The sequence below is a fragment of the Qipengyuania oceanensis genome (assembly GCF_009827535.1).
GTDB classification, from domain to species: Bacteria; Pseudomonadota; Alphaproteobacteria; order Sphingomonadales; family Sphingomonadaceae; genus Qipengyuania_C; species Qipengyuania_C oceanensis.
In genome coordinates this window covers 180,030-203,082 of sequence record NZ_WTYN01000002.1, presented here as the reverse complement: position 1 = coordinate 203,082, position 23,053 = coordinate 180,030, and the positions used below count along the sequence as shown (strand labels likewise).

General features: G+C 64.9%; 26 protein-coding genes and 1 tRNA gene. 3 read left to right on the top strand and 24 right to left on the bottom strand.

The genetic code is table 11. From position 1 onward, the window contains the following. Positions 1–118: 118 nt before the first annotated feature. From GRI48_RS11660 to GRI48_RS11620, 10 genes are all read right to left on the bottom strand, one after another. Complete coding sequence (locus tag GRI48_RS11660; RefSeq protein WP_160676259.1) at positions 119–2,074, bottom strand: potassium transporter Kup; 1,956 nt, start codon at positions 2,072–2,074, stop codon at positions 119–121. 96 nt (positions 2,075–2,170) lie between these two features. Next, entirely contained in the window at positions 2,171–2,824 is a 654-nt protein-coding gene (locus GRI48_RS11655) for a tetratricopeptide repeat protein (protein WP_160676256.1), read from the bottom strand. Then, positions 2,821–3,240 carry a cytochrome c-type biogenesis protein gene (locus GRI48_RS11650; protein WP_337190823.1) on the bottom strand — a complete coding sequence of 140 codons (420 nt, stop codon included), beginning with the start codon at positions 3,238–3,240 and terminating at the stop codon, positions 2,821–2,823. The genes GRI48_RS11655 and GRI48_RS11650 overlap by 4 nt, the downstream gene beginning before the upstream one ends. Next, the gene (locus GRI48_RS11645; protein WP_160676253.1) at positions 3,237–3,767 is read right to left on the bottom strand and encodes a DsbE family thiol:disulfide interchange protein; all 531 of its coding nucleotides are present in this window, start codon (positions 3,765–3,767) and stop codon (positions 3,237–3,239) included. Before GRI48_RS11645 ends, GRI48_RS11650 begins: the two co-directional genes overlap by 4 nt. Further along, positions 3,764–5,725 carry a heme lyase CcmF/NrfE family subunit gene (locus tag GRI48_RS11640; RefSeq protein ID WP_160676250.1) on the bottom strand — a complete coding sequence of 654 codons (1,962 nt, stop codon included), beginning with the start codon at positions 5,723–5,725 and terminating at the stop codon, positions 3,764–3,766. The genes GRI48_RS11645 and GRI48_RS11640 overlap by 4 nt, the downstream gene beginning before the upstream one ends. Beyond that, positions 5,725–6,195: a cytochrome c maturation protein CcmE gene (ccmE, locus tag GRI48_RS11635; RefSeq protein WP_160676247.1), complete on the bottom strand. Its 471-nt coding sequence runs from the start codon at positions 6,193–6,195 to the stop codon at positions 5,725–5,727. The genes GRI48_RS11640 and ccmE overlap by 1 nt, the downstream gene beginning before the upstream one ends. Beyond that, positions 6,192–6,332: a hypothetical protein gene (locus GRI48_RS14195; protein WP_202389324.1), complete on the bottom strand. Its 141-nt coding sequence runs from the start codon at positions 6,330–6,332 to the stop codon at positions 6,192–6,194. The genes ccmE and GRI48_RS14195 overlap by 4 nt, the downstream gene beginning before the upstream one ends. Then, positions 6,332–7,048, bottom strand: coding sequence for a heme ABC transporter permease CcmC (gene ccmC / locus GRI48_RS11630; protein WP_160676244.1), 717 nt, complete (start codon positions 7,046–7,048; stop codon positions 6,332–6,334). The genes GRI48_RS14195 and ccmC overlap by 1 nt, the downstream gene beginning before the upstream one ends. A gap of 73 nt (positions 7,049–7,121) precedes the next feature. Further along, positions 7,122–8,186, bottom strand: coding sequence for a Glu/Leu/Phe/Val family dehydrogenase (locus GRI48_RS11625; protein WP_160676226.1), 1,065 nt, complete (start codon positions 8,184–8,186; stop codon positions 7,122–7,124). A gap of 47 nt (positions 8,187–8,233) precedes the next feature. Further along, a tRNA-His gene (locus tag GRI48_RS11620) sits at positions 8,234–8,310 on the bottom strand. A 256-nt stretch (positions 8,311–8,566) separates the two neighbouring features. On the opposite strand from GRI48_RS11620, the gene GRI48_RS11615 reads away from it, so the two are divergent. Together GRI48_RS11615 and GRI48_RS11610 are read left to right on the top strand one after the other, a co-directional pair. After that, positions 8,567–9,151, top strand: a complete 585-nt coding sequence (locus tag GRI48_RS11615) for a prolyl hydroxylase family protein (protein WP_337190822.1) — start codon at positions 8,567–8,569, stop codon at positions 9,149–9,151. Further along, positions 9,148–9,519, top strand: a complete 372-nt coding sequence (locus GRI48_RS11610; protein WP_160676222.1) for a hypothetical protein — start codon at positions 9,148–9,150, stop codon at positions 9,517–9,519. Before GRI48_RS11615 ends, GRI48_RS11610 begins: the two co-directional genes overlap by 4 nt. 69 nt (positions 9,520–9,588) lie before the next feature. On the opposite strand, the gene rpmE is transcribed toward GRI48_RS11610, so the two are convergent. From rpmE to rpsB, 12 genes are all read right to left on the bottom strand, one after another. Beyond that, positions 9,589–9,813, bottom strand: a complete 225-nt coding sequence (gene rpmE / locus GRI48_RS11605) for a 50S ribosomal protein L31 (protein WP_160676220.1) — start codon at positions 9,811–9,813, stop codon at positions 9,589–9,591. Positions 9,814–9,906: 93 nt separating this feature from the next. Beyond that, entirely contained in the window at positions 9,907–10,359 is a 453-nt protein-coding gene (gene fabZ / locus GRI48_RS11600) for a 3-hydroxyacyl-ACP dehydratase FabZ (RefSeq protein ID WP_160676218.1), read from the bottom strand. Between the two features lie 24 nt (positions 10,360–10,383). After that, the gene (locus GRI48_RS11595; RefSeq protein ID WP_160676216.1) at positions 10,384–11,067 is read right to left on the bottom strand and encodes an OmpH/Skp family outer membrane protein; all 684 of its coding nucleotides are present in this window, start codon (positions 11,065–11,067) and stop codon (positions 10,384–10,386) included. Beyond that, positions 11,067–13,793 (bottom strand): outer membrane protein assembly factor BamA, encoded by a 2,727-nt coding sequence (bamA, locus tag GRI48_RS11590; RefSeq protein ID WP_419956963.1) that lies wholly within the window; start codon positions 13,791–13,793, stop codon positions 11,067–11,069. Before bamA ends, GRI48_RS11595 begins: the two co-directional genes overlap by 1 nt. 160 nt (positions 13,794–13,953) lie before the next feature. Continuing rightward, the gene (gene rseP / locus GRI48_RS11585) at positions 13,954–15,072 is read right to left on the bottom strand and encodes an RIP metalloprotease RseP (protein ID WP_237451918.1); all 1,119 of its coding nucleotides are present in this window, start codon (positions 15,070–15,072) and stop codon (positions 13,954–13,956) included. Position 15,073: 1 nt separating this feature from the next. Beyond that, positions 15,074–16,222, bottom strand: a complete 1,149-nt coding sequence (gene dxr / locus GRI48_RS11580) for a 1-deoxy-D-xylulose-5-phosphate reductoisomerase (protein ID WP_160676213.1) — start codon at positions 16,220–16,222, stop codon at positions 15,074–15,076. Continuing rightward, complete coding sequence (locus GRI48_RS11575) at positions 16,222–16,938, bottom strand: phosphatidate cytidylyltransferase (protein ID WP_160676210.1); 717 nt, start codon at positions 16,936–16,938, stop codon at positions 16,222–16,224. The genes dxr and GRI48_RS11575 overlap by 1 nt, the downstream gene beginning before the upstream one ends. Then, positions 16,925–17,608 carry a polyprenyl diphosphate synthase gene (gene uppS, locus GRI48_RS11570; RefSeq protein WP_160676207.1) on the bottom strand — a complete coding sequence of 228 codons (684 nt, stop codon included), beginning with the start codon at positions 17,606–17,608 and terminating at the stop codon, positions 16,925–16,927. The genes GRI48_RS11575 and uppS overlap by 14 nt, the downstream gene beginning before the upstream one ends. A 20-nt stretch (positions 17,609–17,628) precedes the next feature. Next, on the bottom strand, positions 17,629–18,186 hold the full coding sequence (gene frr / locus GRI48_RS11565) for a ribosome recycling factor (protein WP_160676203.1): 558 nt from the start codon (positions 18,184–18,186) through the stop codon (positions 17,629–17,631). A gap of 2 nt (positions 18,187–18,188) precedes the next feature. Further along, complete coding sequence (gene pyrH, locus GRI48_RS11560; RefSeq protein ID WP_160676200.1) at positions 18,189–18,911, bottom strand: UMP kinase; 723 nt, start codon at positions 18,909–18,911, stop codon at positions 18,189–18,191. Positions 18,912–19,045: 134 nt separating this feature from the next. After that, positions 19,046–19,972 carry a translation elongation factor Ts gene (gene tsf / locus GRI48_RS11555; RefSeq protein ID WP_160676197.1) on the bottom strand — a complete coding sequence of 309 codons (927 nt, stop codon included), beginning with the start codon at positions 19,970–19,972 and terminating at the stop codon, positions 19,046–19,048. Positions 19,973–20,070: 98 nt separating this feature from the next. Further along, the gene (rpsB, locus tag GRI48_RS11550) at positions 20,071–20,826 is read right to left on the bottom strand and encodes a 30S ribosomal protein S2 (RefSeq protein WP_160676194.1); all 756 of its coding nucleotides are present in this window, start codon (positions 20,824–20,826) and stop codon (positions 20,071–20,073) included. Positions 20,827–21,165: 339 nt separating this feature from the next. On the opposite strand from rpsB, the gene GRI48_RS11545 reads away from it, so the two are divergent. Next, positions 21,166–21,444: a hypothetical protein gene (locus tag GRI48_RS11545; RefSeq protein WP_160676191.1), complete on the top strand. Its 279-nt coding sequence runs from the start codon at positions 21,166–21,168 to the stop codon at positions 21,442–21,444. Here GRI48_RS11545 and GRI48_RS11540 read toward each other — a convergent pair. Both GRI48_RS11540 and GRI48_RS11535 read right to left on the bottom strand, forming a co-directional pair. Further along, positions 21,413–22,249 (bottom strand): CDP-alcohol phosphatidyltransferase family protein, encoded by an 837-nt coding sequence (locus GRI48_RS11540; RefSeq protein ID WP_160676188.1) that lies wholly within the window; start codon positions 22,247–22,249, stop codon positions 21,413–21,415. The genes GRI48_RS11545 and GRI48_RS11540 overlap by 32 nt on opposite strands. Further along, positions 22,246–22,995 carry a phosphatidylserine decarboxylase gene (locus tag GRI48_RS11535; RefSeq protein WP_160676185.1) on the bottom strand — a complete coding sequence of 250 codons (750 nt, stop codon included), beginning with the start codon at positions 22,993–22,995 and terminating at the stop codon, positions 22,246–22,248. The genes GRI48_RS11540 and GRI48_RS11535 overlap by 4 nt, the downstream gene beginning before the upstream one ends. Positions 22,996–23,053 lie beyond the last annotated feature (58 nt).

Genomic DNA, 23,053 nt, shown 5'->3' with positions numbered 1-23,053 from the left:
GCAGGCTAACGCATGGCTGCAATCGTTCAATGCCTTGCTCGCGAGCATGTTCAAGGCCCGAGCTCCAGCATGCCCCGAATCGGATCGTTAGCGGACGTTCGCGAAGCCGCGCTTCCCGCTAGATCCTGACCTGGCTGCCGAGCTCCACCACGCGGTTCGTCGGCAGGCGGAAGAACTCCATCGCCGTCGCCGCATTGCGCAGCATCCACGCGAAGATCTTCTCACGCCAGATCGGCATGCCCGCATCGTCGCCGCTCGGCAGCAAGGTCTGCCGACTGAGGAAGAAGCTGGTCTGCATCATGTCGAACTCGCCGCCGCAACGCGACATCGACTTGAGACCCAGCGGCACGTCGGTTTCTTCCATGAAACCGTAATGCAGGATCGCGCGATAGAAGCCGTCGCCCAGATCGTGCATCTCGCACCGCTCGTGCTCGTCGACGTAGGGCACATCATCGATCTCGACCGTCAGGATCACGACCCGTTCGTGCAGCACCTTGTTATGCTTGATGTTGTGCAACAGCGCGGAAGGCACGCCGCCGGTCTGCGATGCCATGAAGATCGCCGTGCCCGGCACGCGAACCGCGCTGTTGTGGGCGGACTTGGCGAAAATCTCGATCGGCATCGCCGTCTCGCTCATGCGGGCACGCATCAGCTTGCGCCCCTTGGCCCACGTGGTCAGCATGGTGAACGCGATGAGGCCCACCACCAGCGGGAACCAGCCGCCCTGGGGTACCTTGGTCAGGTTGGCCGCGAAATACGCGCCGTCGACGATCAGGAAGAAAGCGACGACTGGCGCCGCGATCCACCATTTCCATTTCCACACGCCGACGAACAGCACGCCCATCAGCAGCGTGTCGATGGTCACCGCACCCGTCACCGCGATACCATATGCGCTGGCGAGGTTGGACGATGTCTGGAAAGTCAGCACGAGGATGATGACCGCGACCATCAGCGCCCAGTTGACCACGGGAATGTAGATCTGGCCCGCCTCGGTCACGCTGGTGTGGCGGATCGAGAGACGCGGAATGAAGCCCAGTTGCATCGCCTGGTGCGTGATCGAGAATGCGCCCGAGATCACCGCTTGGCTGGCGATGAAGGTCGCGACCGTGGCAAGGATCACCAGCGGCAGGCGCCATTCCTCGCTCGCGAGCAGGAAGAACGGGTTGCGCACGACTTCGGCGGCTTGCTCCGGCGGCAGCGCGGCGATCATCGCGCCCTGGCCGAAATAGTTCAGCAACAGGCACGGCATCACGAAACCGAACCACGATAGGCGCATCGGGCCGCGCCCGAAATGCCCCATATCGGAATAGAGCGCTTCCGACCCCGTCACCGCGAGGACCACTGCACCCAGCGCGAGGAAGGCGATGAACCCGTCGGTCAGGAAGAATTGCAGCGCGTACCAGGGGTTGAGCGCCCACAGGATGTCGGGGTTCTGGATGATCTGCCAGCCGCCCATCCCGGCAATGACGCAGAAATAAACGATCATCACCGGCGCAAACAGCATCCCGACCTTTGCCGTCCCGCGTTTCTGCAGGAAAAACAGGAAGATGAGCAGGACGAGCGCGATGGGTATGACCAGCGGATCGAGCCGGTGGTCGACCACCGTCAGCCCCTCCACCGCCGACAGGACCGAGATCGCCGGCGTGATCATGCTGTCGCCGTAGAACAGGGAGGTCGCGAAGACACCGAGCAGGACCACCAGCCATCCGTAGCTCGAGCGCCCGATATGGCGGCTGAGCAAGGCGACCAGGGCGAGGCTGCCGCCCTGCCCCTTGTTGTCCGCGCGCATTAGGATCGTGACGTATTGCAGGGCGACGACGATCACCATCGACCAGAAGATCAGGCTGACGACACCCAACACGTGCAGGCGGTCGATCGCCAGCGAATAGGTGCTGGCGTCGGAAAAGGTCTCGCGGAAGGCGTAGAGCGGGCTGGTGCCGATATCGCCGAAGACGATGCCGATGGCGCCGACAGCCAGCGCCGTGCGCGAACTGCCGTGGCCGTGGCCGTGACCACTACCCTCGCCGGACGCGGTTTCCGGTGCGCGATCCGCTTGCGAGCCGGTTTCGCTCATGCAGATGTCCCTTGCGATCGAGCCGGGCGCCGATGCCCCCGTGCCACCCGAAGGGCGCGGCGATTAGCAGGGTGCGTTCGCAGCCGCAATATCTGCTCAATCGGGGGCTTGGCCAGCAGCCTGCGCGGCCATCTGCCCGATCATCGCGTCGAGCCGGGCAAGCCGGTCTGCCAGCGCTGCGCGCCACGGCGCATCGGCGGGCGTCGCCGCCAGCATCTGCGCCCACAAGTCGCGCGCCGCGTCGATCCGGCCCGAGCGGATCAGCGCGATCCCGAGAAAATATCCCGCGCCGGGATGATCGGGCCGCGCCGCTTCCGCCCGGCCGAAAGCCTCGATCGCCGCCGGGGTCAGCTGGCCTCCGGCATGTTCTACCAATGCATTGCCGAGCGCGACCCAAGCCTCGGCATTGCCGGGTTGTTCCGCTACCGCCCCACGCAGCATCTGGGCGGCATCGGCATATTGCCCGCGCCGCGCAAAGGCATCGGCGACGACGATGTAGCGAGCCGGTTGCTGGCCCGTATCGAACACTTCGCGGCGGGCAGCGACCAGCGCCTCCCCGTCCTCGGCGGCCACCACGCGCGTGAGCGACGGCGCTGCGGGTTGGGCCGGCGACCCCTGCAAGGCATATCCGGCCAGGCCGAACAGCAGTGCGGATGCGAACAGCATCATGCTTGCGCGCGGAAGCCGCAGGCCCAGGTGAGCAACGACGAGCGCGGCCAGCGCGAGCACGCCGACTAGGAGCCAGGTCATGCTTCGCCCTCGCCGGTTCGCCGACCCATTCGCCGCCAAAGAAGGAACAGCGCCAGCAGGATCAGCACCAGCGGCACGGCATAAAGAGGCCAGGTCGCCGCGCTGAGTTGCGGTTCGTAGCTGACGTAGTCGCCGTAACGCTCGACCAACCAGGCACGGATCGCCTCGGGCTGTTCGCCGGCCTCGATCCGGGTGCGGACCTGGTGCCGCATGTCGCCGGCCATCGGCGCGTCGCTGTCGGCGATCGATTGCGACTGGCACTTGAGGCAGCGCAAGGTTTCCATCAGCTGCTGCGCCTGCGATTCGAGGACCGGATCTTCGAGCTGGCGATAGGCATAGGGTGCCGGCGGCATCGAATCCTGCGCTGGCAGCGGAACCGCCAGGATCAGCGCGGCAAAGGCCAGCAGCGCCCTCACTCGGCTGCCTCCTGCAATTCCTCGAGCAGAACCGCGACGTCGGGTTCGCGGATGTCGCCGATGTGCTGGTAGGTTATTCGCCCCTCGCCATCGATCACGAAGGTCTCGGGTACGCCCGACGACCCGATGGCAAGCTGGATCTCGGACAGATCGTCTGCCCCGATCCGCGTGTAGGGATTGCCGTAGCGATCGAGAAACGCCGCAACGTCTTCCGGCTTGTCGCGGATCGCGACCCCGACGATTTCCACCCCGGCAGCTTCGAGCGCGGCAAGCTGCGGTGCCTCGGCGATGCAGGGAATGCACCAGCTCGCCCAGATATTCAGCAGCCGCGGCTTGCCGTCCCTGAAGTCCGCCGTCGCTACCCCCGGCAGCGCTGCGGTTGCGGGGCGAAGCGCGAATTCCGGCAGCGGTTCGCCGAGCATCGCCGTCCGGACGAAATCGTCCTTCGGCTGGCTCAGCTGGTAGGCGGCAACGCCGACGAAGAACAGGAACAGCGCCAGCGGTATGAAGAGAAGCCAGCGTTTCATGCGAGGGACTCCCGTTCGGTGCGGCGTTCATTGATGAGCCGGCGCGCAGTCCGACGGCGCAGGTCTGCCTGCAGCCGGCCGAAGATCGACAGGGCGCCTCCGAGCGCGACGAGCAGACCGCCGTACCAGATGAAGGTCACGAACGGCTTCCACCACAGTCGCAACTGCCAGCGGCCATCGTCGGCCTGCGCGCCCAGCACGGCATAAAGCTGGCCGTTCCAACGGGTCGCCAGCGCGCTCTCGGTCGTCTGCTGCGGCGGCGACCAGAAGCTGCGCGACTGGGGATCGAGCTCGATCCCGGCTCCGCCCCGATAGCTTGCGGCAAGTTTCGCTTCCAGCGCGGTCCAGTTCGGCCCCGCGACCGGCATCACGCCGGCGAGCGTTACCTGCCACGGACCGACTTGCGTCGTGTCGCCGTCGGCAACCGCGACGAGCCGTTCCTCGCTGAAGGCCGTTTCGCTGGCCATGCCGAACAGCGCGATTGCGATGCCGAAATGCGCGACGATCATGCCCCATGTGCTTAGCGGCGTCCGCAACAGCTTGCGTCCTCGCAGCGGCATGAAGCTGGCAACCGCCAGCCCGGCTGCGAGCGCCAGGCCCAGCAGCGGCAGGATATGCACGTTGCCGAGCAGTACGACCGCGACCAGCACACCGAGCGCGATCGCCGCGACGAGGATGACCGGCTTCGAGACGCGCGCAAGGCTGTCCCGCCGCCAGCGCAGTAGCGGACCAACGGCCATCACCGCCAGCATCGGCAGGGCGAAGACCGCGCCGACCGGGTTGAAATAGGGCGGTCCGACCGACACGCGCACATCGAATGCCTCGGTCAGCAGCGGGTAGAGGGTGCCGAGCAGCACCACGCCCAGCAGCGCGCTGAGCATGACATTGTTGAACACCAGCGCCCCTTCGCGGCTGGTCGCGGAAAAGCGCTTTCCTTCGCTGATCGCTCCTGCGCGAAGGGCGAAAAGCAGCAATGCGCCGCCGATGTAGATCGCCAGCAGCGCGAGGATGAAGCTGCCGCGTTCGGGATCGACCGCGAATGCATGAACGCTCGTCAGCACGCCCGAGCGCACCAGGAAGGTGCCGACCATGCTCATGGAAAAGGCGACGACGCCGAGCATGATCGTCCAGGTGCGCAGGGCATCGCGACTGGCCAGCACGCTAGCGGAATGGAGCAATGCAGTCGCCGCGAGCCACGGCATCAGCGACGCGTTCTCGACCGGGTCCCAGAACCACCAGCCGCCCCAGCCAAGCTCGTAATAGGCCCAGTAGCTGCCGGCGGTGATGCCGAGAGTCAGGAAGACCCAGGCGCCGAGGATCCACGGGCGCATGACCCGCGCGAATTCGGGCGTGACCTGCCGCGTCAGCAGCGCGCCGACTGCAAAACTGAACGCGACCGACAGTCCGACATAGCCGAAATAAAGGGTCGGCGGATGGAAGGCGAGACCGAGGTCCTGCAGCAGGGGATTGAGGCCCAGCCCCTGTTCGGCCGGAACCGGCAGGCGCTCGAACGGATTCGAACTGAACAGCAGGAAGGCATAGAAGCCGATCCCGACAAACGCCTGTGCGCCCAGAGTCGCCAGCATGGTGCGTTCGGGCAGGCGCCGCTCGATCGCGGCGATCAGTGCTCCGGCCAGCGCCATGACCGTGACCCACAAAAGCATGGAGCCTTCGTGGTTGCCCCATGCCCCGGCGACCTTGAACACCAGCGGCTTGTCGACATGCGAATTGGCTGCGACCAGCTTCACCGACAGGTCCGTGATCGCGAAAACCCAGAGCAGCGCGGCAAAGGAAACCGCCGCGAGCAGGCCTTGCACCGCCGCTGCGGGACGGACAAGTGCCGCCATTGCCGCGCCGTCACGCTCTCCGCCGCGCAAGGCGAGCGCGCCAGCCAGCAATTGCAGTACCGCCAGCGCCGCTGCCATCCACAATGCTGCCAGACCCAGTTCTGCGGCCATCAGAGGCCGACCGTCGTGTCTTCGGCCATTTCGGCGGCCTGGTGCTCGGTCATGTCCTGCAATTCGCGGGGCACGTAGTTCTCGTCGTGCTTGGCGAGGAGATTGTCCGCGACGAACACGCCGTCCGCGCCGAGCCTTCCCTCGGCGACGACGCCCGAGCCTTCCACGAACAGGTCCGGCACGATGCCGGAAAAGCGCACCGGGATCGCCGAATTCTCGCGGCCGGTGACGGTGAAGGAAATCGTCACGCCGTCTGCCAGCGTTTCAAGGCTGCCTTCCTCGACCATTCCGCCCAGTCGCACCGCCTGGTCGGGCGCAGGCGGATCTTCGGCCATCTGCTCGGGCAGGTAGAAATAGCTCGCCTGGCTGCGCAGCGCCCAGCTCGCGAGCAGGGCAGCGCCGACCAGCGCGATGAGCGCGACCACCACGAGAACGAGCCGCTGGTGCTTGGGTTTGAGCCTTCCGGTCATTTGCCGCGTGCCTTGTCGCGGCGCGCTTCGGCACGCTTCATGTCGAACCACGCCCAAGCGACCATGCCGATCGTGCCGGCGAGGCCCACCGCATAGGCGGCGAGGACGAAGTCCCATTGATCGAGCGCCTCGCGCATCAGGCGGCTGCCTTCCTGCGAATTCGCGCCTCGGCCTGGATATCGGCGAGCAAGGCCCGCATCCGGGCAAGGACGATCCCTCCGAACAGCAGCGAAAAGCCCAGCGTCGCCAAGCCCAGCGGCCACAGGAATGCGGGATCGATCGCGCTCTTGCCCATCGTGATGCTGGGCGGCTGGTGAAGCGAATTCCACCACACGACCGATCGGTTGATGATCGGGATATTGATCGCGCCGACAAGCCCGAAGATCGCCGGGATGCGGCTCGATCCGCCCTCGCGCGCGACCGCCTGCGACAACGCAATATAGCCGAAGTAGAGGAACAGCAGAACCAGCATGCTGGTCAGGCGTCCGTCCCACACCCACCAGGTGCCCCAGGTCGGGCGGCCCCAGATCGATCCGGTGGCAAGGCAGATCGCGGTGAAGACCATGCCGGGCACCGCCGCTGCACGCGCGGCGATCGCTGCCAAGGGATGCCGCCAGACGAGAAAGGCGAGGCTCGCGATCGCGATGGCGGTCCAGCCGCCCATGCCGAGCCAAGCGGCCGGCACGTGGATGAACAGGATACGCACGGTGTCGCCCATCAGCCGGTCCGCCGGGGCATGGAACAGCCCCCACCACAAGGCGACCGCGGTAAGCACCAGCCCGCCGGCGAGCAGCAGCGGCGTCAGCCAGCCGGCAAGCGACAGGAAGCGTCTGGGATTGGCGAAACCATGCATGGAAAGTCCGTTCGGGGACCCTTTGCCAGCGAGGCGCGCACCCCGCAAGCTCAACCGGCGCGATCGCCCGGGCTCAGCGCCCGATCAGCTTCTGCGCCATGGCGTCGGCCACGCGGTCGGATGTCTCGCCGCTGCGCTCGCTCTCGAGCCAGATTTGTTCGAGGCGCGTCGGGATCTGCGCGATTCGCTTGCGAACCTCGTTGATGTCGCACGGATCGCCGTGGCGGCGGCACAAGTACTCCATCGCCACGCTGATGATGCCGCCGGCGTTGATGACGTAATCCGGCGCGTAGAGAATATCGCGCGCAGCCAGCATCGCGCCATGGTGTGCGCGTGCAAGCTGGTTGTTCGCTCCACCCGCCACGATCGCGCAGTCGAGCCTGGCGATGCCTTCGTCGTCGAGGATCGCACCGAGCGCATTCGGACTGAACACGTCGCAGCCCACGCCCATGATCGCGTCCGACGCCACGTGGTCCGCGCCGAGTTGGTCGGCGAGCGCCGCTGCGCGTTCTTCGTCGATGTCGGACAGGGTCAGCTTCGCGCCGTCACGCGCGAGCAACCTGGCAACGCCGCCGCCCACGCTCCCGGTGCCCTGGATCGCGACATGCACGCCTTCGAGGCTCTCCCGTCGCAGCTTGTGCGCCACGGCGGCCTTGATGCCATGGAAAATGCCCATTGCCGTGAACGGACCCGGATCGCCGCCGACATCGTCGCTCGCCTCGGTCGGAAGCCCGGTGACGAACTCGGTTTCCCGGGCGACTGCGACCATGTCGGCTTCGGAAATCCCGACGTCCTCCGCGGTCACGTATTTGCCGCCGAGCCCGTCGATCGCACGCCCGAAGGCGGCGAGCATTTCCGGCGTCTTGGTCCGGTTCCGGTCGGCGAGGATCACCGCCTTGCCGCCGCCCATCGGCAGGCCTGCCATGGCGTTCTTGTAGCTCATACCCCGGCTCAGCCGCAGCGCATCGCGCAACCCGTCCTTGGGATCGGCATAATGCCAGAAGCGCGTGCCGCCAGCGCCCGGGCCGAGGTGCGTCGAATGGACCGCGATGATCGCCGTCAGGCCGCTCACGCGGTCACGCACGAAATGCACGATCTCGTGGTCGTCGTAATCGGGTTCGGTCCAGAATGCAGTCATCGATGAGCCTTTCGAGGCTGGCGTGAAGCGGCGCTGCGAAGGACGAATGGGGCGATCGACGGGGTTCGAACCCGCGACCTCCGGTACCACAAACCGGCGCTCTAACCAACTGAGCTACGATCGCCACATGCCCCGGCCATGCCGTGCAAGGGGGGCCTGATAGTGCCGCCCACCCACCGGTCAAGCCGGTATCCGGACGGCGGCGGCGCTGTTGCATAGGCGGGTCGATTTGGGAAGCGAAAACTGCTGCATGAGCGCTCGCACGCAACAATCTTTCGCGGCGTCGAGGGAGCCTCTTGTGCGACCGGCCGTCCGGCCTATCCTGCCCGCCAATGATCGGGTCTGGCCACACCAGTATCGAGCGACTCGCAGGACGCGGAATGCAGCGCGTGCCCTCGTCACAGCTGGAGCTGTTGCAGCTGCGCGGATTCCTGTCGCCAGCACACTGCGCCGCGCTGATCCGGCTGATCGACGCCCGACGTCGCCCCTCCACCATCGCGGACCCCAATGGCGACGACTACTTCCGCACCAGCGAGACGTGCGACCTCGATGTCGCCGATACCCCGGTCGCCGAGCTCGAAGAGAAACTCGCAGCCCTGAACGGGATCGATGCCGCCTTCGGCGAGCCGGTCCAGGGCCAGCGCTATGCCCCCGGCCAGGAATTCAAACCGCACACCGACTATTTCGAGCCGGGCGGTGCCGATTACGACAGGTTCTGCTCGATAGCCGGACAACGCACCTGGACTTTTATGGTCTATCTCGACGAGGTGGAGGCTGGCGGCGGGACACGCTTTAAGGCGCTGGGCAAGATCGTGCAGCCCGAAGTCGGCAAGCTGCTGTGCTGGAACAACCGACTGCCCGACGGCGGCGTGAATCCGGCGACGCTCCACCACGGGATGAAAGTGCGCAAGGGCACGAAATACATCATCACCAAGTGGTATCGCGAAAGGGAATGGGGCTGGTGAGCCGACTTCCGGTCGCGCTCCGCCTGATCGTCTCGGCTCTAGTCGCAGCGCTGGTTTCGACCATTTACTGGATGGTCGTCGATGACATCCCGCTCCACCGCGCGGTGCGCACGCCCTTCCCCTATCTGATTGCGATCGCGGCGACGGTCCTCGGCGTGCCGGCCTATATTGCCCTGAGGCACTTTCTCGGCTCGTCTCTGCTCAGGATGCTCGCGATGGCCACGCTCGCGATTCTGCCGGCGGTGCTCTACGCGGCGAGCTATTTCCTCTATCCGCGGAGCGCCTTTGCCGCGTTCCTGCTCCTGTCGACGGTGTGGGTCGGCACCGCGACGTTCTGGCTGCTGGTGCGCAGGATCGAATTGCACTGACACGAAAAAGGGCGGCCCCGTCGGACCGCCCCCCGTAACGGGCCGAAGCCCGCGTGGCCGGAAATTTCGTTACTTCTTGAGGCTGAGCCCGCCGAAGCGCTTGTTGAAGGCGGCAACGCGGCCACCTTCCTGCAGCTGCTGGCGACCGCCGGTCCATGCCGGGTGGCTGGTCGGGTCGATTTCGAGCGTCATTGTGTCGCCCTCGCTGCCCCAGGTGGAGCGCGTCTGGAACTCGGTGCCATCGGTCATCTTGACCGTGATCATGTGATATTCGGGGTGACCTTCGGCCTTCATGATAAACGTCCTTCTAGCTTCGGAACGGTTCCGACCGGTCCAGCTGTGTTGGGAAAGGCGCGCGGGTAGCGACCGTTCGCCCGTTTGGCAAGATTATTCCGGTGCGTCCGCGATCATCGCGGTGAAACTGACCTCGCAGGTCACCTTGCCTTCGACCGAGGCCTCGCCCGCGAACTTGCACACGCGGGCGCGTTTCTGGACGAACTCGGCCTTGAGATCGAGCAACACGCCCGGCGTCACGGGCGAGCGGAACTTGGCATTCTCGATCGCCATGAAATAGACCAGCTTGCCCGAGCCCGCGAGGCCGAGGCTTTCCACTGCGAGGACACCGGCGGCTTGCGCCAGCGCCTCGATCTGGAGCACGCCGGGCATGATCGGCGAGCCGGGGAAATGCCCCTGGAAGAAGTCCTCGTTGAAGCTGACCGCCTTGATCGCGTGGATCCGCTCGTCCGGGACGAGCTCGGCCACGCGGTCGACGAGCAGCAGGGGATAGCGATGCGGCAGGCGCTTCAGCACCTCGACGACGTCGAATCCGCTCTCGCTCATACCCCTGCCCCCGTTCTTCTGGTCTTAGCGGCCGGTCGGCTGCGCGCCGGTCGCCGGAGCGGCGGGCTGCTGGCCCTGGGCGGCTGCTGCGGCGGCCTGCTGCTCGCGGATTTCGCGCGGGAGCCAACCCTGCGGCGGAACCAGCTGTGCACTGGGAAGCAGCGCGTTCAACTCGTTCACGACGTCCTGTGTGATGTTGTGCTTGGCATCGGCGAAGACCACCGCGCCTTGCGACGGATCAAGGATCAGCGTGATGTTCTTCTTCTTGGCTGCGGCCTGCACCGCATCGTCAAGCTTGTCCTCGATCTGCTCGGTCACGTAGGCGCGGCTCAGCGAGACCGGCGCGAGGATCTGCTGAAGTTCGCGCTGGCCGTTCTGCTCGATCTGCTGGATCTGCGTGGCCTGCTGCTGGAGCGCCTGCTGGTTCGGATTTGCGGCCTGACGGTCGGTGTTGAACTTGGTCATCATCGGCTGGAGCTGCGCGGCGATCGCGGCACGGCGTGCCTCGGCCTGGTCGAGCTGCGCCTTGTACGTGACGGGGCGCTGCTGCTCGGCGACCTTGTAAGCATTCGAATTCGCGACGGCAGCCGGCAGGCTGACAACGCCGACACCGTTCGCGCTCTGCGCGTAGGCGGGAGCGGAGACGAGCGGCGAGGCGGCAGCCATGGCGAGGCCCAGCGCGACGGCGGGCTTGAGAAGAAGTTTCATCAGAATTGCGTTCCTACATTGAATGTGAAGCGTTTCGTGTCGTCACCTTCCTGCTTACGCAGGACGTGAGCAAAATCGATCCTGAACGGACCGAATGGCGAGTTCCAGTTGACCCCGATCCCGATCGAAACGCGCGGTTTCCAACTGTCGCCCAGGAAGACTTCCTGGAACGGCGGGATGTTGTTTGCCAGCGCGACGTTGTTGGCGTTGGCAAGACAAGCCGGCGGGCTCGGATTGACCGGGTTCGTAACCGTCGATGTCGAGGATGCGACGCAATTGCCGGCATCGTTGAGCGCAGCGGCATCGATCTGCGTGTACAGCGCGTTGCCGCTCGCATCACGGATCGGGATGCTGATCCCGTCCGGGAACGGACTGGACTGGACGCGCGGGTTCTGGACGTTGAAGACCGAGCCGACGTCGAGGAAGACCGACGGACGCAAGCCCATCTCGCGCGCGCCGCTGCCCAGCGGGATCTCGACCTCTGCACGGCCAAGGTAGTAGGCGGTGCCGCCGATCGCGTCATCCTGGACCCGGTTCTGGTCGGTAACGAGAATGCTGCCACCCTCGCCATCGCTGATGATCGGCTGGCGCAGCACGCGCGGGCCGACGCCGCGGATGTCGAAGCCGCGCATCTGCGGTTCGCCGAGGAAGAACCGGTCGGTCAGGCGCACTTCGTTGTAGCCGTCGCCATCGCTGTCGCGCAGGCCGCGGATCGCCCCGCCCTCGCCCGTGAGCGAGAAGATGAAGCCCTTGCCGAGCGGGAAGTACTGTGCTGCCTTGCCGCGGATGCGCAAGTAGCGGACAGAACCGCCGAGGCCGGCGAATTCACCGGTCAGCGACAGGCTGCGGCCACGGGTCGGGCGGTACCGGCTATCGAGCGTGTCGAACGCCAGCGTCGCCCCGAGAATGGAGTTGGTGCGCTTGCCAACCGCTTCGCACAGGTAACGACCGGCCAGCAGCGGCTCGCAGGTCCGCACGCCGTCACCGTCGAGATCGGCGAAGAACTGGGTCTCGTCGAGCGTCACGTCGTCGTAGTTGAAGGTGTAGCTGCCGACGAGCGACATGTATTCGGTCAGCGGCACGCCTGCACGCACGCTGAAGCCGGTGGTCGACTGTTCGTAGGTCGTGCGGCGACGGCTGCCGAAGCCGTTGTCGAAATCGCGGCGGTAGACGTCCGCGCCGAGCGAGATGTTCCGGTCGAACACGTAGGGCTCGGTGAAGCTCAGCTGGGCCGAGCGCGAATAGCGCGACCAGTTGACGCTGGCGCCGACGGTCTGCCCGCGCCCGCGGAAATTGCGCTGGCGGATCGAGGCCGCGAGGATGAAGCTCTCGATCGAGGAGAAGCCTGCCGATAGCTGGAGCTCGCCGGTCGGCTTTTCCTCGACATTGGCTTCGAGAATGATCCGGTCGGGCGCGGAGCCTTCCTTCTGCTCGATCTCGAAGTTTTCCTGGAAGTAGCCCAGCGAGTTAATGCGCGCGGTCGAGCGCTTGACCTGCAGCGAGTTGAACGCATCGCCTTCCGCGATCCGCATTTCGCGGCGAATGACCTTGTCCTGCGTCAGCGTGTTGCCGTTGACGTCGACCCGCTCGACATAAACGCGCGGCGCCTCGCGGATTGTGAAATCCACGTCCATGGTGAGGTTTTCGCGGTTCGGCTTGAACTGCGGCGAAACGTCGGCGAAGGCGTAGCCGAAGGTGCCGGCCAGTTCGCTGAGTTGCTCGACGGTGTCCTCGACCAGTTTGGCGTCGTACCACTGGCCTTCCTTCATCGGCAGCGTGCGCTCGAGCCGCTCGCTGTCGAAGTCACGGATCTGGCTGTCCACGCCGACATCGCCGAATTTGTAGCGCTCGCCTTCCTCGACGACGTAGGTGATGATGAAATCGCGCTTGTCGGGAGTCAGCTCGGCGACCGCCGAAACCACCCGGAAATCGGCATAGCCTTCGGTCAGGTAGAACTGGCGCAGCTTCTGCTGGTCGAAGGCGAGACGATCGGGATCGTAGCTGGTGTTGGAACTGAGGAAGCTGGTCAGGCGCGCCTGCTTGGTGACCATCTCGGAACGCAGTTCGCCATCGGAGAACGCGTCGTTGCCGATGATGTTGATCTGGCGAACCTTGGACTTGGGCCCTTCGGTGATCTCGAAGACGATGTCGACGCGGTTCTGCGCCAGTTCGACCATCTTCGGCTCGACCGTCGCGGCGAAACGTCCCTGCCGCTTGTAGAGTTCGATGATGCGCGCAACGTCGGCACGGACCTTGGAACGGGTGAAGATCTGGCGCGCGGCGAGCTTGATTTCAGGCAGGATCTTGTCGTTCTTGATCCGCTTGTTGCCCTCGAGGATGATCCGGTTGATCACCGGATTCTCGACCACCTCGATGATCACGTTGCCATTGTCGTTGCGCACGCTCGCGCTCGAGAACAGCTCGGTATCGTAAAGATCCTTCAGAGCCTGGTCACCGGCTGCCTGGGTATAGGTCTGCCCGGCGCGCAGCTTGACGTAGCTGAGGATCGTCTGCGGCTCGAGCCGCTGCGAACCGACGACCTGGATGGTCCGGATCGTGTCGTTCTGCGCAACCGGCTGAACCTGCGCTTCGGCCTGGGCCGTGCCGCTGTCCTGGGCCGCTGCGGCGACCGGTATCCCGGCGAGAACGGTGGTCCCGAGCAGAGCCAAGGCGAAGGATGCGGGCGAAGTCCGTTTCACGGTGCCGCACAGTCTGGTTTCCATCATCGACAAGGGGGTTTTCCGTCCATTTACCAGGTCTATCGATTGCCGCTTTACCGGCCGTTTTGCGAGGTTACAGCGGCGGTGGCCGCCCTGTGCCCGATGCTTGCGATCCGATCAAGCATTGCTGCGGCGAATGAGCCGACCTCCTGCGTCCTATCCCCCGCTATCTCCCGAACAGCGGGAGCGAAGCGAGGTCGTTTATCGTGACGAACAGCATGAGAGCCAGCACGAGGCCCACTCCGGTGCGATACGCCAGTTCCTGACCACGCGGGCCGACCGGCTTTCGACGGACCGCTTCGGCCGCGTAGAATGCCAGGTGCCCGCCGTCGAGGGCGGGAATTGGCAGCAGGTTGATGAATGCCAAGTTAAGCGAGATGAGGGCTGCAAAGCTGACGAAGGACATCAGCCCGAGGCTCAGTTGCTCGCCCGAATACTTGGCGATCTTGATCGGCCCGCCGAGTTCCTTCACCGAGCGGTCACCCGTCAGGATCTGGGCGATCCCGGTGACCATCATGCGAACGAGGTCCCAGCTCTGGTCGACCGACAACGCAATCGCCTCGACAGGCCCGACGGAACTGGTTTCGGGCGGCCCGGAATAAACCCCGATGCGGCCGATGCGGCTTTCGTTGCCGAACCGGTCCTGCTCCGTGAAATCGCCGATCGTGACCGGGATCACCAGTTCGCGCCCGTTGCGCTCCACGGCCAACTCGACCGTCTTGCCCGGGTACATCATGACCCGCTGCGCGACTTCGTTGAAGTTCTCGACCGGAGCACCGTCGATCGCCTCGATCCGGTCGCCGACCTGCAGGCCCGCCTCGCGCCCGGCCGAAACCTCGGCGAAACTGCCTACCTCGCTGCTCGCCTCGAACCTGCCGTAAGCGAGGTTGAAAGAAGCAAAGATCGCGAGCGTCACCAGAATGTTGGTGGCCGGACCTGCAAAGACGATGAGGGCGCGCTTCCACAATGCGGCGTGGTGGAAACTGCCGTCGCGTTCCTCTTCGGTCGCACTGTCGATTGCCTCGGCATCGGGAATGCTCGCCGGGTTCATGTCGCCCTTGAACTGGACGTACCCGCCAAGCGGCAAGGCAGACAGTTTCCAGCGCGTACCCTCGCTGTCCGTCCACCCGGTGAGTTCCTTTCCGAAACCGATGGAGAAGGCTTCCGCTTTGACGCCGAACCAGCGACCGACGAGGTAATGGCCGAGCTCGTGCACGGTGACCAGCGGCCCCAGCACCAGCAGGAAGCCGACGATCCACATCCAGACCGGGGCGGATTCGAACATTTCAGGCGTGCTCCAGCATTTCGCGCGCCGTCTTGCGGGCGGCGGCATCAATCAACAGCACGTCGTCGACCGTCTTGGGCGCGGCGCCGAAGTTCGAACGTTCGAGCGTGCGCTCGACCAATGCCGCGATGCGCGTGAACCCGATCTGACCGGCGAGGAAGGCGGCGACCGCAACTTCGTTCGCGGCGTTGAGCACTGCCGGCGCCGCGCCGCCCTGCTCCGCCGCATCGCGCGCCAGGCGCGTCGCGGGGAAGCGAACCTCGTCGGGCGCTTCGAAAGTCATCGTCCCGAGCGCCGGCAGGTCCAGTGGCTTGCAGGGCGTGTCCATCCGCTCTGGCCAGGCGAGGCACGAAGCGATCGGCACGCGCATGTCCGGCGGACCGAGCTGCGCCAGCGTCGATCCGTCGCGGTATTCGACCATCGAATGGATCACGCTTTGCGGGTGGACCACGATGTCGAGCTTGTCGAGGCCGACCGGGAACAGGTGATGCGCCTCGATCAGTTCGAGGCCCTTGTTGAACATGGTCGCACTATCGACGCTGATCTTGGCGCCCATGTCCCAGTTGGGATGCGCCACGGCCTGCGCCGGCGTCACCGATGACAGGTCCTCCACCGTTCGCAACGGGCCGCCGCTCGCCGTCAGCGTGATCCGGCGCACCTGCGACAAGCGGTTGCCGGCGAGGCACTGGAAGATCGCATTGTGTTCGCTGTCGACCGGCAGAAGCAATGCCTGATGTCGCGCGACCGCGGCCGTCATGACATCGCCAGCCGAAACCAGCGCCTCCTTGTTCGCCAGGGCGACGGTCGCGCCCTGCTCGATCGCGGCCATGACAGGTGCGAGCCCAGCACAGCCGACGATCGCCGCGACCACGATGTCTGCCGGACGAGCGGCAGCTTCGCACAACGCTTCGCCGCCTCCGGCGGCGGCGACCTGCGACCCGGCAAGCCCATCGCGCAGTTGCGTAAGGCAGCCCTCGTCACCGACGACGGCGATCTCCGCCTCGAACTCACGCGCCATGGCTGCCAGCTTCTCCGCCGAGCAGTTGGCCGTCAGCGCGACCACCTGCCAGTCGGCACGATTTCGCCGGATCAGGTCGAGCGTCTGCTCGCCGACCGATCCCGTTGCTCCGAGGATCGAAATGCGTCGCATCAGCCAGCCATGCTCGTCGCGACGAGGCCGACCGCGATGGCGACCGGGACCATGCCGTCGACTCGATCGAAGACGCCGCCGTGGCCGGGAATGAGGCGCGAGGAATCCTTGACCCCGGCGCGCCGCTTGAGCCAGCTTTCGAGGAAGTCGCCCGCTTGCGCCACCACCGCCAGGCCGGCCCCGAGGACAGCGGCAAGCGACAGGTTCTCCGCGTCGAGCGCGAGCCCGAGTTCGAAGCGCGGGCCGACGATCCCGCCGTCGATCGAGACGACCCACATGACCACCCACAGCGCCGCCCCGACCATGCCGCCGACTAGACCGGCCCAGGTCTTCGAGGGGCTTATCCGCGGCGCGATCTTGGGTCCGCCGAAGGTCCGTCCGGAGAAATAGGCAAAAGTGTCGGTAAAAATGGTTGCACCGATGATCAGCACGATCAGGAAATCGCCTGCACCCATGAGGATTGCCGCGGCGAAACCGAAATAGGCTGCGGCCAGCACGATCGCGACAAATCTCGTCGCCGGATTGGAGAACGCTTTCCAGATCAGCCGGACGCACTCGGCAAAGGCGATCGCTGCGATTGCCACCACGAAAGCGTCGAACACCGTACCGCCGATCACCAGCGCCGCTGCCGCCACGACGACCATCACAAGCGCGGAGGCGGCCCGCACGGGCAGGTCCGCATTCTTGCGCGGAGCAAGCGTGTCAGCGTCCGCCATAGCGTCTCTCCCGGTTGGCGAAATCGTCGAGCGCTTCGCCGAGGTGTTCGGTCGTGAAATCGGGCCACAGCGTATCGACGAATGCCATTTCGGCATAGGCGGTTTGCCACAGCAGGAAATTGGACAGGCGCACCTCGCCGCTCGTGCGGATCAGCAGGTCGAGCGGCGGCAGATCCGCGGTATCGAGATGCCGCGCGATGCTGTCGACGTCGATCGGCCCATCTTCGGCGGCCTTGCGCGCCGCGCGGGCGATCTCCTGCTGACTACCGTAGTTGAGCGCCACCGCCACGGTGCGCTTGCCGCCAGCGGTCTGCGTCAGCGCATCTTCGAGCATTTCCACGATATCGGGCGCAAGTCCCTGCCAGTCACCGATTATCTTGAGGCGCACCCCGTTCTCGACGAATTCCGGCAGGTCCGATTTGATGAACTTGCGCATGAGGTTCATCAGGTCGTCGACCTCGTCTTCGGGCCGTTTCCAGTTCTCGGAACTGAACGCATAGAGCGTCAGGCATTCAATGTCGAAAACCTTCAGCGAGCGCACGAGGCTGCGGACCGCCTCGACACCGCGCTGGTGGCCGAGCGCGCGGGGCAGGTGGCGCTTCTTCGCCCACCGGCCATTGCCGTCCATGATAATGGCAACGTGCCGTGCACGCTGCCCTTGCCCGCTCATCCTCTCGCTCCGCCCGACCGTTACTGGCTCAGGATTTCCTGCACCTTCTTTTCGACCGCGACATCGGTTTCCGCGACATACTTGTCGGTCAGCTTCTGGACGTCATCCTCGGAGCGCTTGCGCTCGTCCTCGGAGATTTCCTTGGCCTTCTCGTCGTCCTTGAGCGCTTCCATGCCGTCACGCCGCACGTTCCGGATCGCGATCTTGCCCTTCTCGCCGTATTCGCCGGCGAGCTTCGCGAGCTCCTTGCGCCGTTCCTCGGTGAGGTCGGGCAGAGGCAGGCGGACGTTCTGGCCGTCGATCATCGGGTTGAGGCCGAGGTTTGCCTTGGCGATTCCCTTTTCGACCGCGGTGACATTGCCCTTGTCCCAGACCTGCACGCTCAGCATCCGCGGTTCGGGCGCGGACACGGTGGCGACTTGGTTCAGCGGCATCATCGCGCCGTAGACCTCGACGACCACGGGATCGAGCAGGCTGGTGTTGGCGCGACCCGTCCGCAGGCCGGACAGATCGCTCTTCAGGGATTCTACGGCACCGTTCATGCGGCGCTCGATGTCGGCTTTGTCGTACTTTGCCATTGTCAGGCGTCCTCTTTCACTATCGTCTGGACTCCGTCGCCCGACAGCACGCGCGCAAGATTGCCCTTCTCGCGGATCGAAAAGACCACGATCGGGATGTCGTTGTCGCGGCACAGCGCAACGGCGGAGGCGTCCATCACCTTCAGGTTGTCTGCCAGCACGCGATCGTAGCTGACGGTTTCAAAACGTTTTGCGTCGGCGTTCTTCTTGGGGTCGCTGTCATAGACGCCGTCCACGCTGGTCCCCTTGAACAAGGCGTCGCAGCGCATTTCGGCGGCGCGCAGGGCAGCTCCGGAATCGGTCGTGAAATAAGGCGCGCCGACGCCTGCGGCAAAGATCACCACCCGCCCCTTTTCGAGATGGCGTTCGGCCCTGCGGCGGATCACGGGCTCGCACACGGCGTCCATCTGGATCGCGGACTGCACGCGAGTCTGCACGCCGAGCTGTTCGAGGGCGTTCTGCATTGCAAGCGCGTTCATGACCGTCGCCAGCATGCCCATGTAATCGGCCTGCGCGCGGTCCATTCCCTGCGCCGCGCCGGCCATGCCGCGGAAGATGTTGCCGCCGCCGATGACCAGGCAGATTTCAAGCCCGGTTTCCTTGGCCGCTTTTACTTCCTTGGCCAGCTCGGCCACGAAAGACGGATCGATTCCGAACTGCTGGTCGCCCATCAGCACCTCGCCCGAAAGCTTCAGCAAGATGCGTTTGTAGGGCGTGGCGGTCATGGGTGTGTCTTGTCCGGTCCGGGGAGGGTTGCGGTTCCTTAGCGGCGAACCCGCTGGGGCGCAAAGGGAAAGGCCCCACGAAAAAGGCCGCCGGGACGAACCCGACGGCCTGATCCGAATGGTTTGGAAGTCGCTCAGGCGCCGCGCGTTGCGGCAACTTCTGCTGCGAAATCGCTCTCTTCCTTCTCGATGCCCTCGCCGAGCTGGTAGCGGACATAGTCCACCAGTTCGACCTTGGCGCCGACGTCCTTGGCAGCCTGTTCGACGACCTGCGAGATGGGCGTCTTGTTGTCCATCACGAAGACCTGGCTGAGGAGAGCGTTCTCCTTGGCGTATTTCGCGATCGCGCCGTCGACCATCTTTTCCTGGACGTTTTCGGGCTTGCCGCTTTCGGCGGCCTTCTCGGCGGCGATCTTGCGCTCGCGCTCGATCACTTCGGCGTCGAGGCCTTCGGCGGTCAGCGCCTGCGGGAAAGCGGCCGCGATGTGCATCGCCAGCTTCTTGCCCAGTTCCTCGAGCTTGGCCTTGTCACCCTCGCTCTCGAGCGCGACCAGCACGCCGATCTTGCCGAGGTCGGGGGCAACCGCATTGTGCATGTAAGGCACGATCACGCCGTTGTTTACCGAAACGGTCTTCATGCGGCGGACCTGCTGGTTCTCGCCGATGGTCGCGACGTTGTCGGTCAGCTTGTCGGAAACAGTGCCACCGTCGGGATAGGCCGCGCCCTTGAGCGCTTCCACGTCGTCCGAACCCTGCGCCACGGCGACCTGGGTCGTCTTGCGCACGAAATCCTGGAACTTGTCGTTCTTGGCAACGAAGTCGGTTTCCGAGTTCACCTCGACCGCCACGCCCTTGGTTCCTTCGACGGCAACGCCGACGAGGCCTTCTGCAGCCGTGCGGCTCGACTTCTTCTGGGCGGTAGCAAGGCCCTTGGCACGCAGCGCGTCGACTGCAGCTTCGACGTCGCCGTCCGAAGCTTCGAGCGCCTTCTTGGCATCCATCATGCCTGCGCCGGTCTTCTCGCGCAGGGCTTTTACGTCAGCGGCGGTAAAAGCAGCCATCTGTGTATCCTTCGTGTAAATAGTTCATGGGGGCGCCGAGCAACGATTGCCCGGCGCGCGCCCAAATCATGCCTTCGCACTCGCGTGCGACGCGCAGGTTACGCGTCGGCAGCAGCCTCGGCAGGCGGTTCGGCCATGGCGCCGACGTCGCGGCCCGAATCGACCACGCCTTCACCGCGACCGGTCGTGGCGGCCTCGCTGATGGCATCGCAGTAGAGACGCACGGCGCGCGCCGCGTCATCGTTGGCCGGGATCGGGAAGGCGATGCCTTCGGGATCGACGTTGGTATCGAGGATCGCGACGACCGGGATACCGAGCACATTGGCTTCCTTGATCGCGAGGTCTTCCTTGTTGGCGTCGATCACGAACATGACGTCGGGTATGCCGCCCATGTCGCGGATGCCGCCGAGCGAAAGCTCGAGCTTGTCGCGCTCACGCGTGAGGTTGAGAACTTCTTTCTTGGTCAGGCCGCTGGTGTCGCCCGAAAGCTGTTCCTCGAGCGTCTTGAGGCGCTTGATCGAACCCGAAATCGTCTTCCAGTTGGTCAGCATGCCGCCGAGCCAGCGGTGGTTGACGAAATGCTGTCCAGCAGCGCGGGCTGCCTGGGCGATCGGCTCCTGCGCCTGGCGCTTGGTGCCGACGAACAGGACCTTGCCGCCCGAACGGACGGTCTGCTGCACGAAGTCGAGCGCACGTGCCATGAGCGGAACGGTCTGCGAAAGGTCGATGATGTGGATGCCGTTGCGGGCGCCGAAGATGTACGGCTTCATCCGCGGGTTCCAGCGGTGGGTCTGGTGGCCGAAATGGGCCCCGACTTCGATCAATTGCTGCATCGTGACGGTAGGAGCCGCCATAGTAAATTCCTTTCCGGTTATGCCTCTGGACAGCTGGAAACCCGATGGCGGAGATCCCGCCAGGGCACCGGTATGTGTGCCGTCCATGTGGATTTGCCGGACATGGGAAGTTTGGCCGAGATGGCCGAATCCCTTCCGACGGGCGCGCATCTAGCGGCTCTGGCCGGGGAAATCCAGCCTCAATTCATCGACAAAATTACAGGGATCGGCCCGAAATCGCTTGACTAGTCAGAACAAAAAGAGAACAAAGCAATCACCGTCGGAAACCACCGGGGCAATTCGGTGTTTTCACCTAGATTTCCACAGCCTGTCAACAGGGCTGTGCCACAAGATGGAACGATGACGATGCTGCTCACTCTCAGCCTGATCGCCCTGCTCGCAGTCACCCTGGTCGCAACGTTCGGAGTTCTCGCGGACAGCGCGGTGCGTGGCTGGAACGCCTACGGCAATTTGCGGCGGACGGCACGGGCGACCCACACCCTCATGCCTGCGGCGCGGTACAAGGAAGAGATTGCGCTCGCCCGTCTGCCCGAGATGCGAACCTTCGCCGTCACGCGTCACGGCGGGGCGTTCAATACACCGCGTTCTACGCGGCGCCGGCTGCCCGCCGCCGCTTGACCTTGCTGTAACGCCACAGACCATACGGCATCAGCGCAAGATAGAGCACGCAGATCCCGGCGAGCGACCACCACGGTTCGATCAGCAGACCGCCGAAGAACATCCCTACGATCGCAATCAGTTCAAGCCGCACATTCCGGCGCGGGCGAAGCGAAGTCCAGCTCAGCGTCGCCATGTTCGAGATCATCAGGAAAGCGATGACCGCGATCCATGCGGCTACGGCGATTGGCTCGCGGAAAGCAGATTCGCCGGTCGCCATCCACAGATAGAACGGAAGAAAGGCCAGTCCCGCCCCCACCGGCGCCGGAACGCCGGTCAGGAAGCCTGCCGACTTGTGCGGCTGCTCGTCGACATCGATACGCGCATTGAAGCGGGCAAGCCGCAGGGCGCAGCAGATCGCGAACGCCAGCGCCGCAAACCAGCCGAATCGCGACCAGTCCTGCAGCGTCCACAGGTAGAGGATCAGCGCCGGAGCCATCCCGAAACTGAGCGAATCGGCAAGACTGTCCATTTCCGCTCCGAAGCGCGACTGGGCATTGAGCAGGCGCGCAATGCGTCCGTCCATTCCGTCGAGCACGCCTGCGAGGATCACGGCTATAATCGCCTTGTCCCAGTCTGCGGTGATAGCGAACCGGATGCCGGTCAGCCCGGCGCACAGCGCAGCCGCGGTGACGGCATTGGGGATGACTGCCTTGATCGACAGCCCTCGTCCGCCGCCGGTCTTTATCTCTTCGTCCTCGGCAGCCTTCGGCCCGATGCGTCCGCCGTCATCGTAGCGCGGATCGTCGTCGTCGGAACCCATCATTGCGCGAGCCCTTCGAGCAATTGCTGCTGCCCGACCCGCGCGAGGATTGTTTCGCCCGCGATGATCTTCTGGCCGAGCAGTACCTGTGCGTCGGTTCCGGCCGGGAGGTAGACGTCTACCCGGCTGCCAAACCTGATGAGCCCCACCCGCTGACCGACCGCGACGATGTCGCCCGGCTTGACGAACGGCACGATCCGCCGCGCGACGAGCCCGGCAATCTGCGTAAAGCCGATCTGCATGCCATCGGGACGTTCTATCAGGATGTGCTGACGCTCATTCTCTTCGCTCGCCTTGTCGAGATCGGCGTTCATGAACTTGCCGGGGATATAGACGAGTCGCTGGATCGTACCGGCGATAGGCGCTCGATTGATATGGACATCGAACACGCTCATGAAGATCGAGATGCGCGTCACCGGCTCGGGCGACAGGCCGCGCGATCCGCTGGCATCGTCGCCGATCAGTTCGGGCGGCGGAGCGACCTGGGCGATCAACGAGACCAGTCCGTCGGCCGGCGCGACGATCGCATCGTCGGCCTGCGGCACCACGCGTTCGGGATCGCGGAAGAAAGCGAACACGCCTGCCGACAGCGCGAGCAGCGGCCAGCCGACGATCTCCCAGTCGAGAAATATGAAAAGAAGCGAGACGGCGACTGCGATCAGCCCGTACTTGCGACCTTCGGGATGGATCGGGGGCCAGCTCCAGCTGACATCGCCACGACCCTTGTTGTCCAGTAATTCACCTGCCATTTGCGCCGTCTAGGCGCTCGCACCCAATGCGGCAAGGCGCTCGAACATGCACCGGCGA

Coding starts and splice junctions, on each gene's coding strand:
- GRI48_RS11540 (WP_160676188.1), bottom strand. CDS start 22,249: ATGATGGGTTCCGACGACGACGATCCGCGCTACGATGACGGCGGACGC.
- rpmE (WP_160676220.1), bottom strand. CDS start 9,813: ATGAAGGCCGAAGGTCACCCCGAATATCACATGATCACGGTCAAGATG.
- GRI48_RS11660 (WP_160676259.1), bottom strand. CDS start 2,074: ATGAGCGAAACCGGCTCGCAAGCGGATCGCGCACCGGAAACCGCGTCC.
- GRI48_RS14195 (WP_202389324.1), bottom strand. CDS start 6,332: ATGCGCGAGGCGCTCGATCAATGGGACTTCGTCCTCGCCGCCTATGCG.
- GRI48_RS11655 (WP_160676256.1), bottom strand. CDS start 2,824: ATGACCTGGCTCCTAGTCGGCGTGCTCGCGCTGGCCGCGCTCGTCGTT.
- fabZ (WP_160676218.1), bottom strand. CDS start 10,359: ATGAGCGAGAGCGGATTCGACGTCGTCGAGGTGCTGAAGCGCCTGCCG.
- frr (WP_160676203.1), bottom strand. CDS start 18,186: ATGGCAAAGTACGACAAAGCCGACATCGAGCGCCGCATGAACGGTGCC.
- ccmC (WP_160676244.1), bottom strand. CDS start 7,048: ATGCATGGTTTCGCCAATCCCAGACGCTTCCTGTCGCTTGCCGGCTGG.
- GRI48_RS11595 (WP_160676216.1), bottom strand. CDS start 11,067: ATGAAACTTCTTCTCAAGCCCGCCGTCGCGCTGGGCCTCGCCATGGCT.
- pyrH (WP_160676200.1), bottom strand. CDS start 18,911: ATGACCGCCACGCCCTACAAACGCATCTTGCTGAAGCTTTCGGGCGAG.
- tsf (WP_160676197.1), bottom strand. CDS start 19,972: ATGGCTGCTTTTACCGCCGCTGACGTAAAAGCCCTGCGCGAGAAGACC.
- GRI48_RS11645 (WP_160676253.1), bottom strand. CDS start 3,767: ATGAAACGCTGGCTTCTCTTCATACCGCTGGCGCTGTTCCTGTTCTTC.
- dxr (WP_160676213.1), bottom strand. CDS start 16,222: ATGCGACGCATTTCGATCCTCGGAGCAACGGGATCGGTCGGCGAGCAG.
- GRI48_RS11625 (WP_160676226.1), bottom strand. CDS start 8,186: ATGACTGCATTCTGGACCGAACCCGATTACGACGACCACGAGATCGTG.
- GRI48_RS11640 (WP_160676250.1), bottom strand. CDS start 5,725: ATGGCCGCAGAACTGGGTCTGGCAGCATTGTGGATGGCAGCGGCGCTG.
- GRI48_RS11615 (WP_337190822.1), top strand. CDS start 8,567: ATGCAGCGCGTGCCCTCGTCACAGCTGGAGCTGTTGCAGCTGCGCGGA.
- rseP (WP_237451918.1), bottom strand. CDS start 15,072: ATGTTCGAATCCGCCCCGGTCTGGATGTGGATCGTCGGCTTCCTGCTG.
- uppS (WP_160676207.1), bottom strand. CDS start 17,608: ATGAGCGGGCAAGGGCAGCGTGCACGGCACGTTGCCATTATCATGGAC.
- bamA (WP_419956963.1), bottom strand. CDS start 13,793: ATGATGGAAACCAGACTGTGCGGCACCGTGAAACGGACTTCGCCCGCA.
- GRI48_RS11535 (WP_160676185.1), bottom strand. CDS start 22,995: ATGGCAGGTGAATTACTGGACAACAAGGGTCGTGGCGATGTCAGCTGG.
- GRI48_RS11545 (WP_160676191.1), top strand. CDS start 21,166: ATGACGATGCTGCTCACTCTCAGCCTGATCGCCCTGCTCGCAGTCACC.
- rpsB (WP_160676194.1), bottom strand. CDS start 20,826: ATGGCGGCTCCTACCGTCACGATGCAGCAATTGATCGAAGTCGGGGCC.
- ccmE (WP_160676247.1), bottom strand. CDS start 6,195: ATGACCGGAAGGCTCAAACCCAAGCACCAGCGGCTCGTTCTCGTGGTG.
- GRI48_RS11575 (WP_160676210.1), bottom strand. CDS start 16,938: ATGGCGGACGCTGACACGCTTGCTCCGCGCAAGAATGCGGACCTGCCC.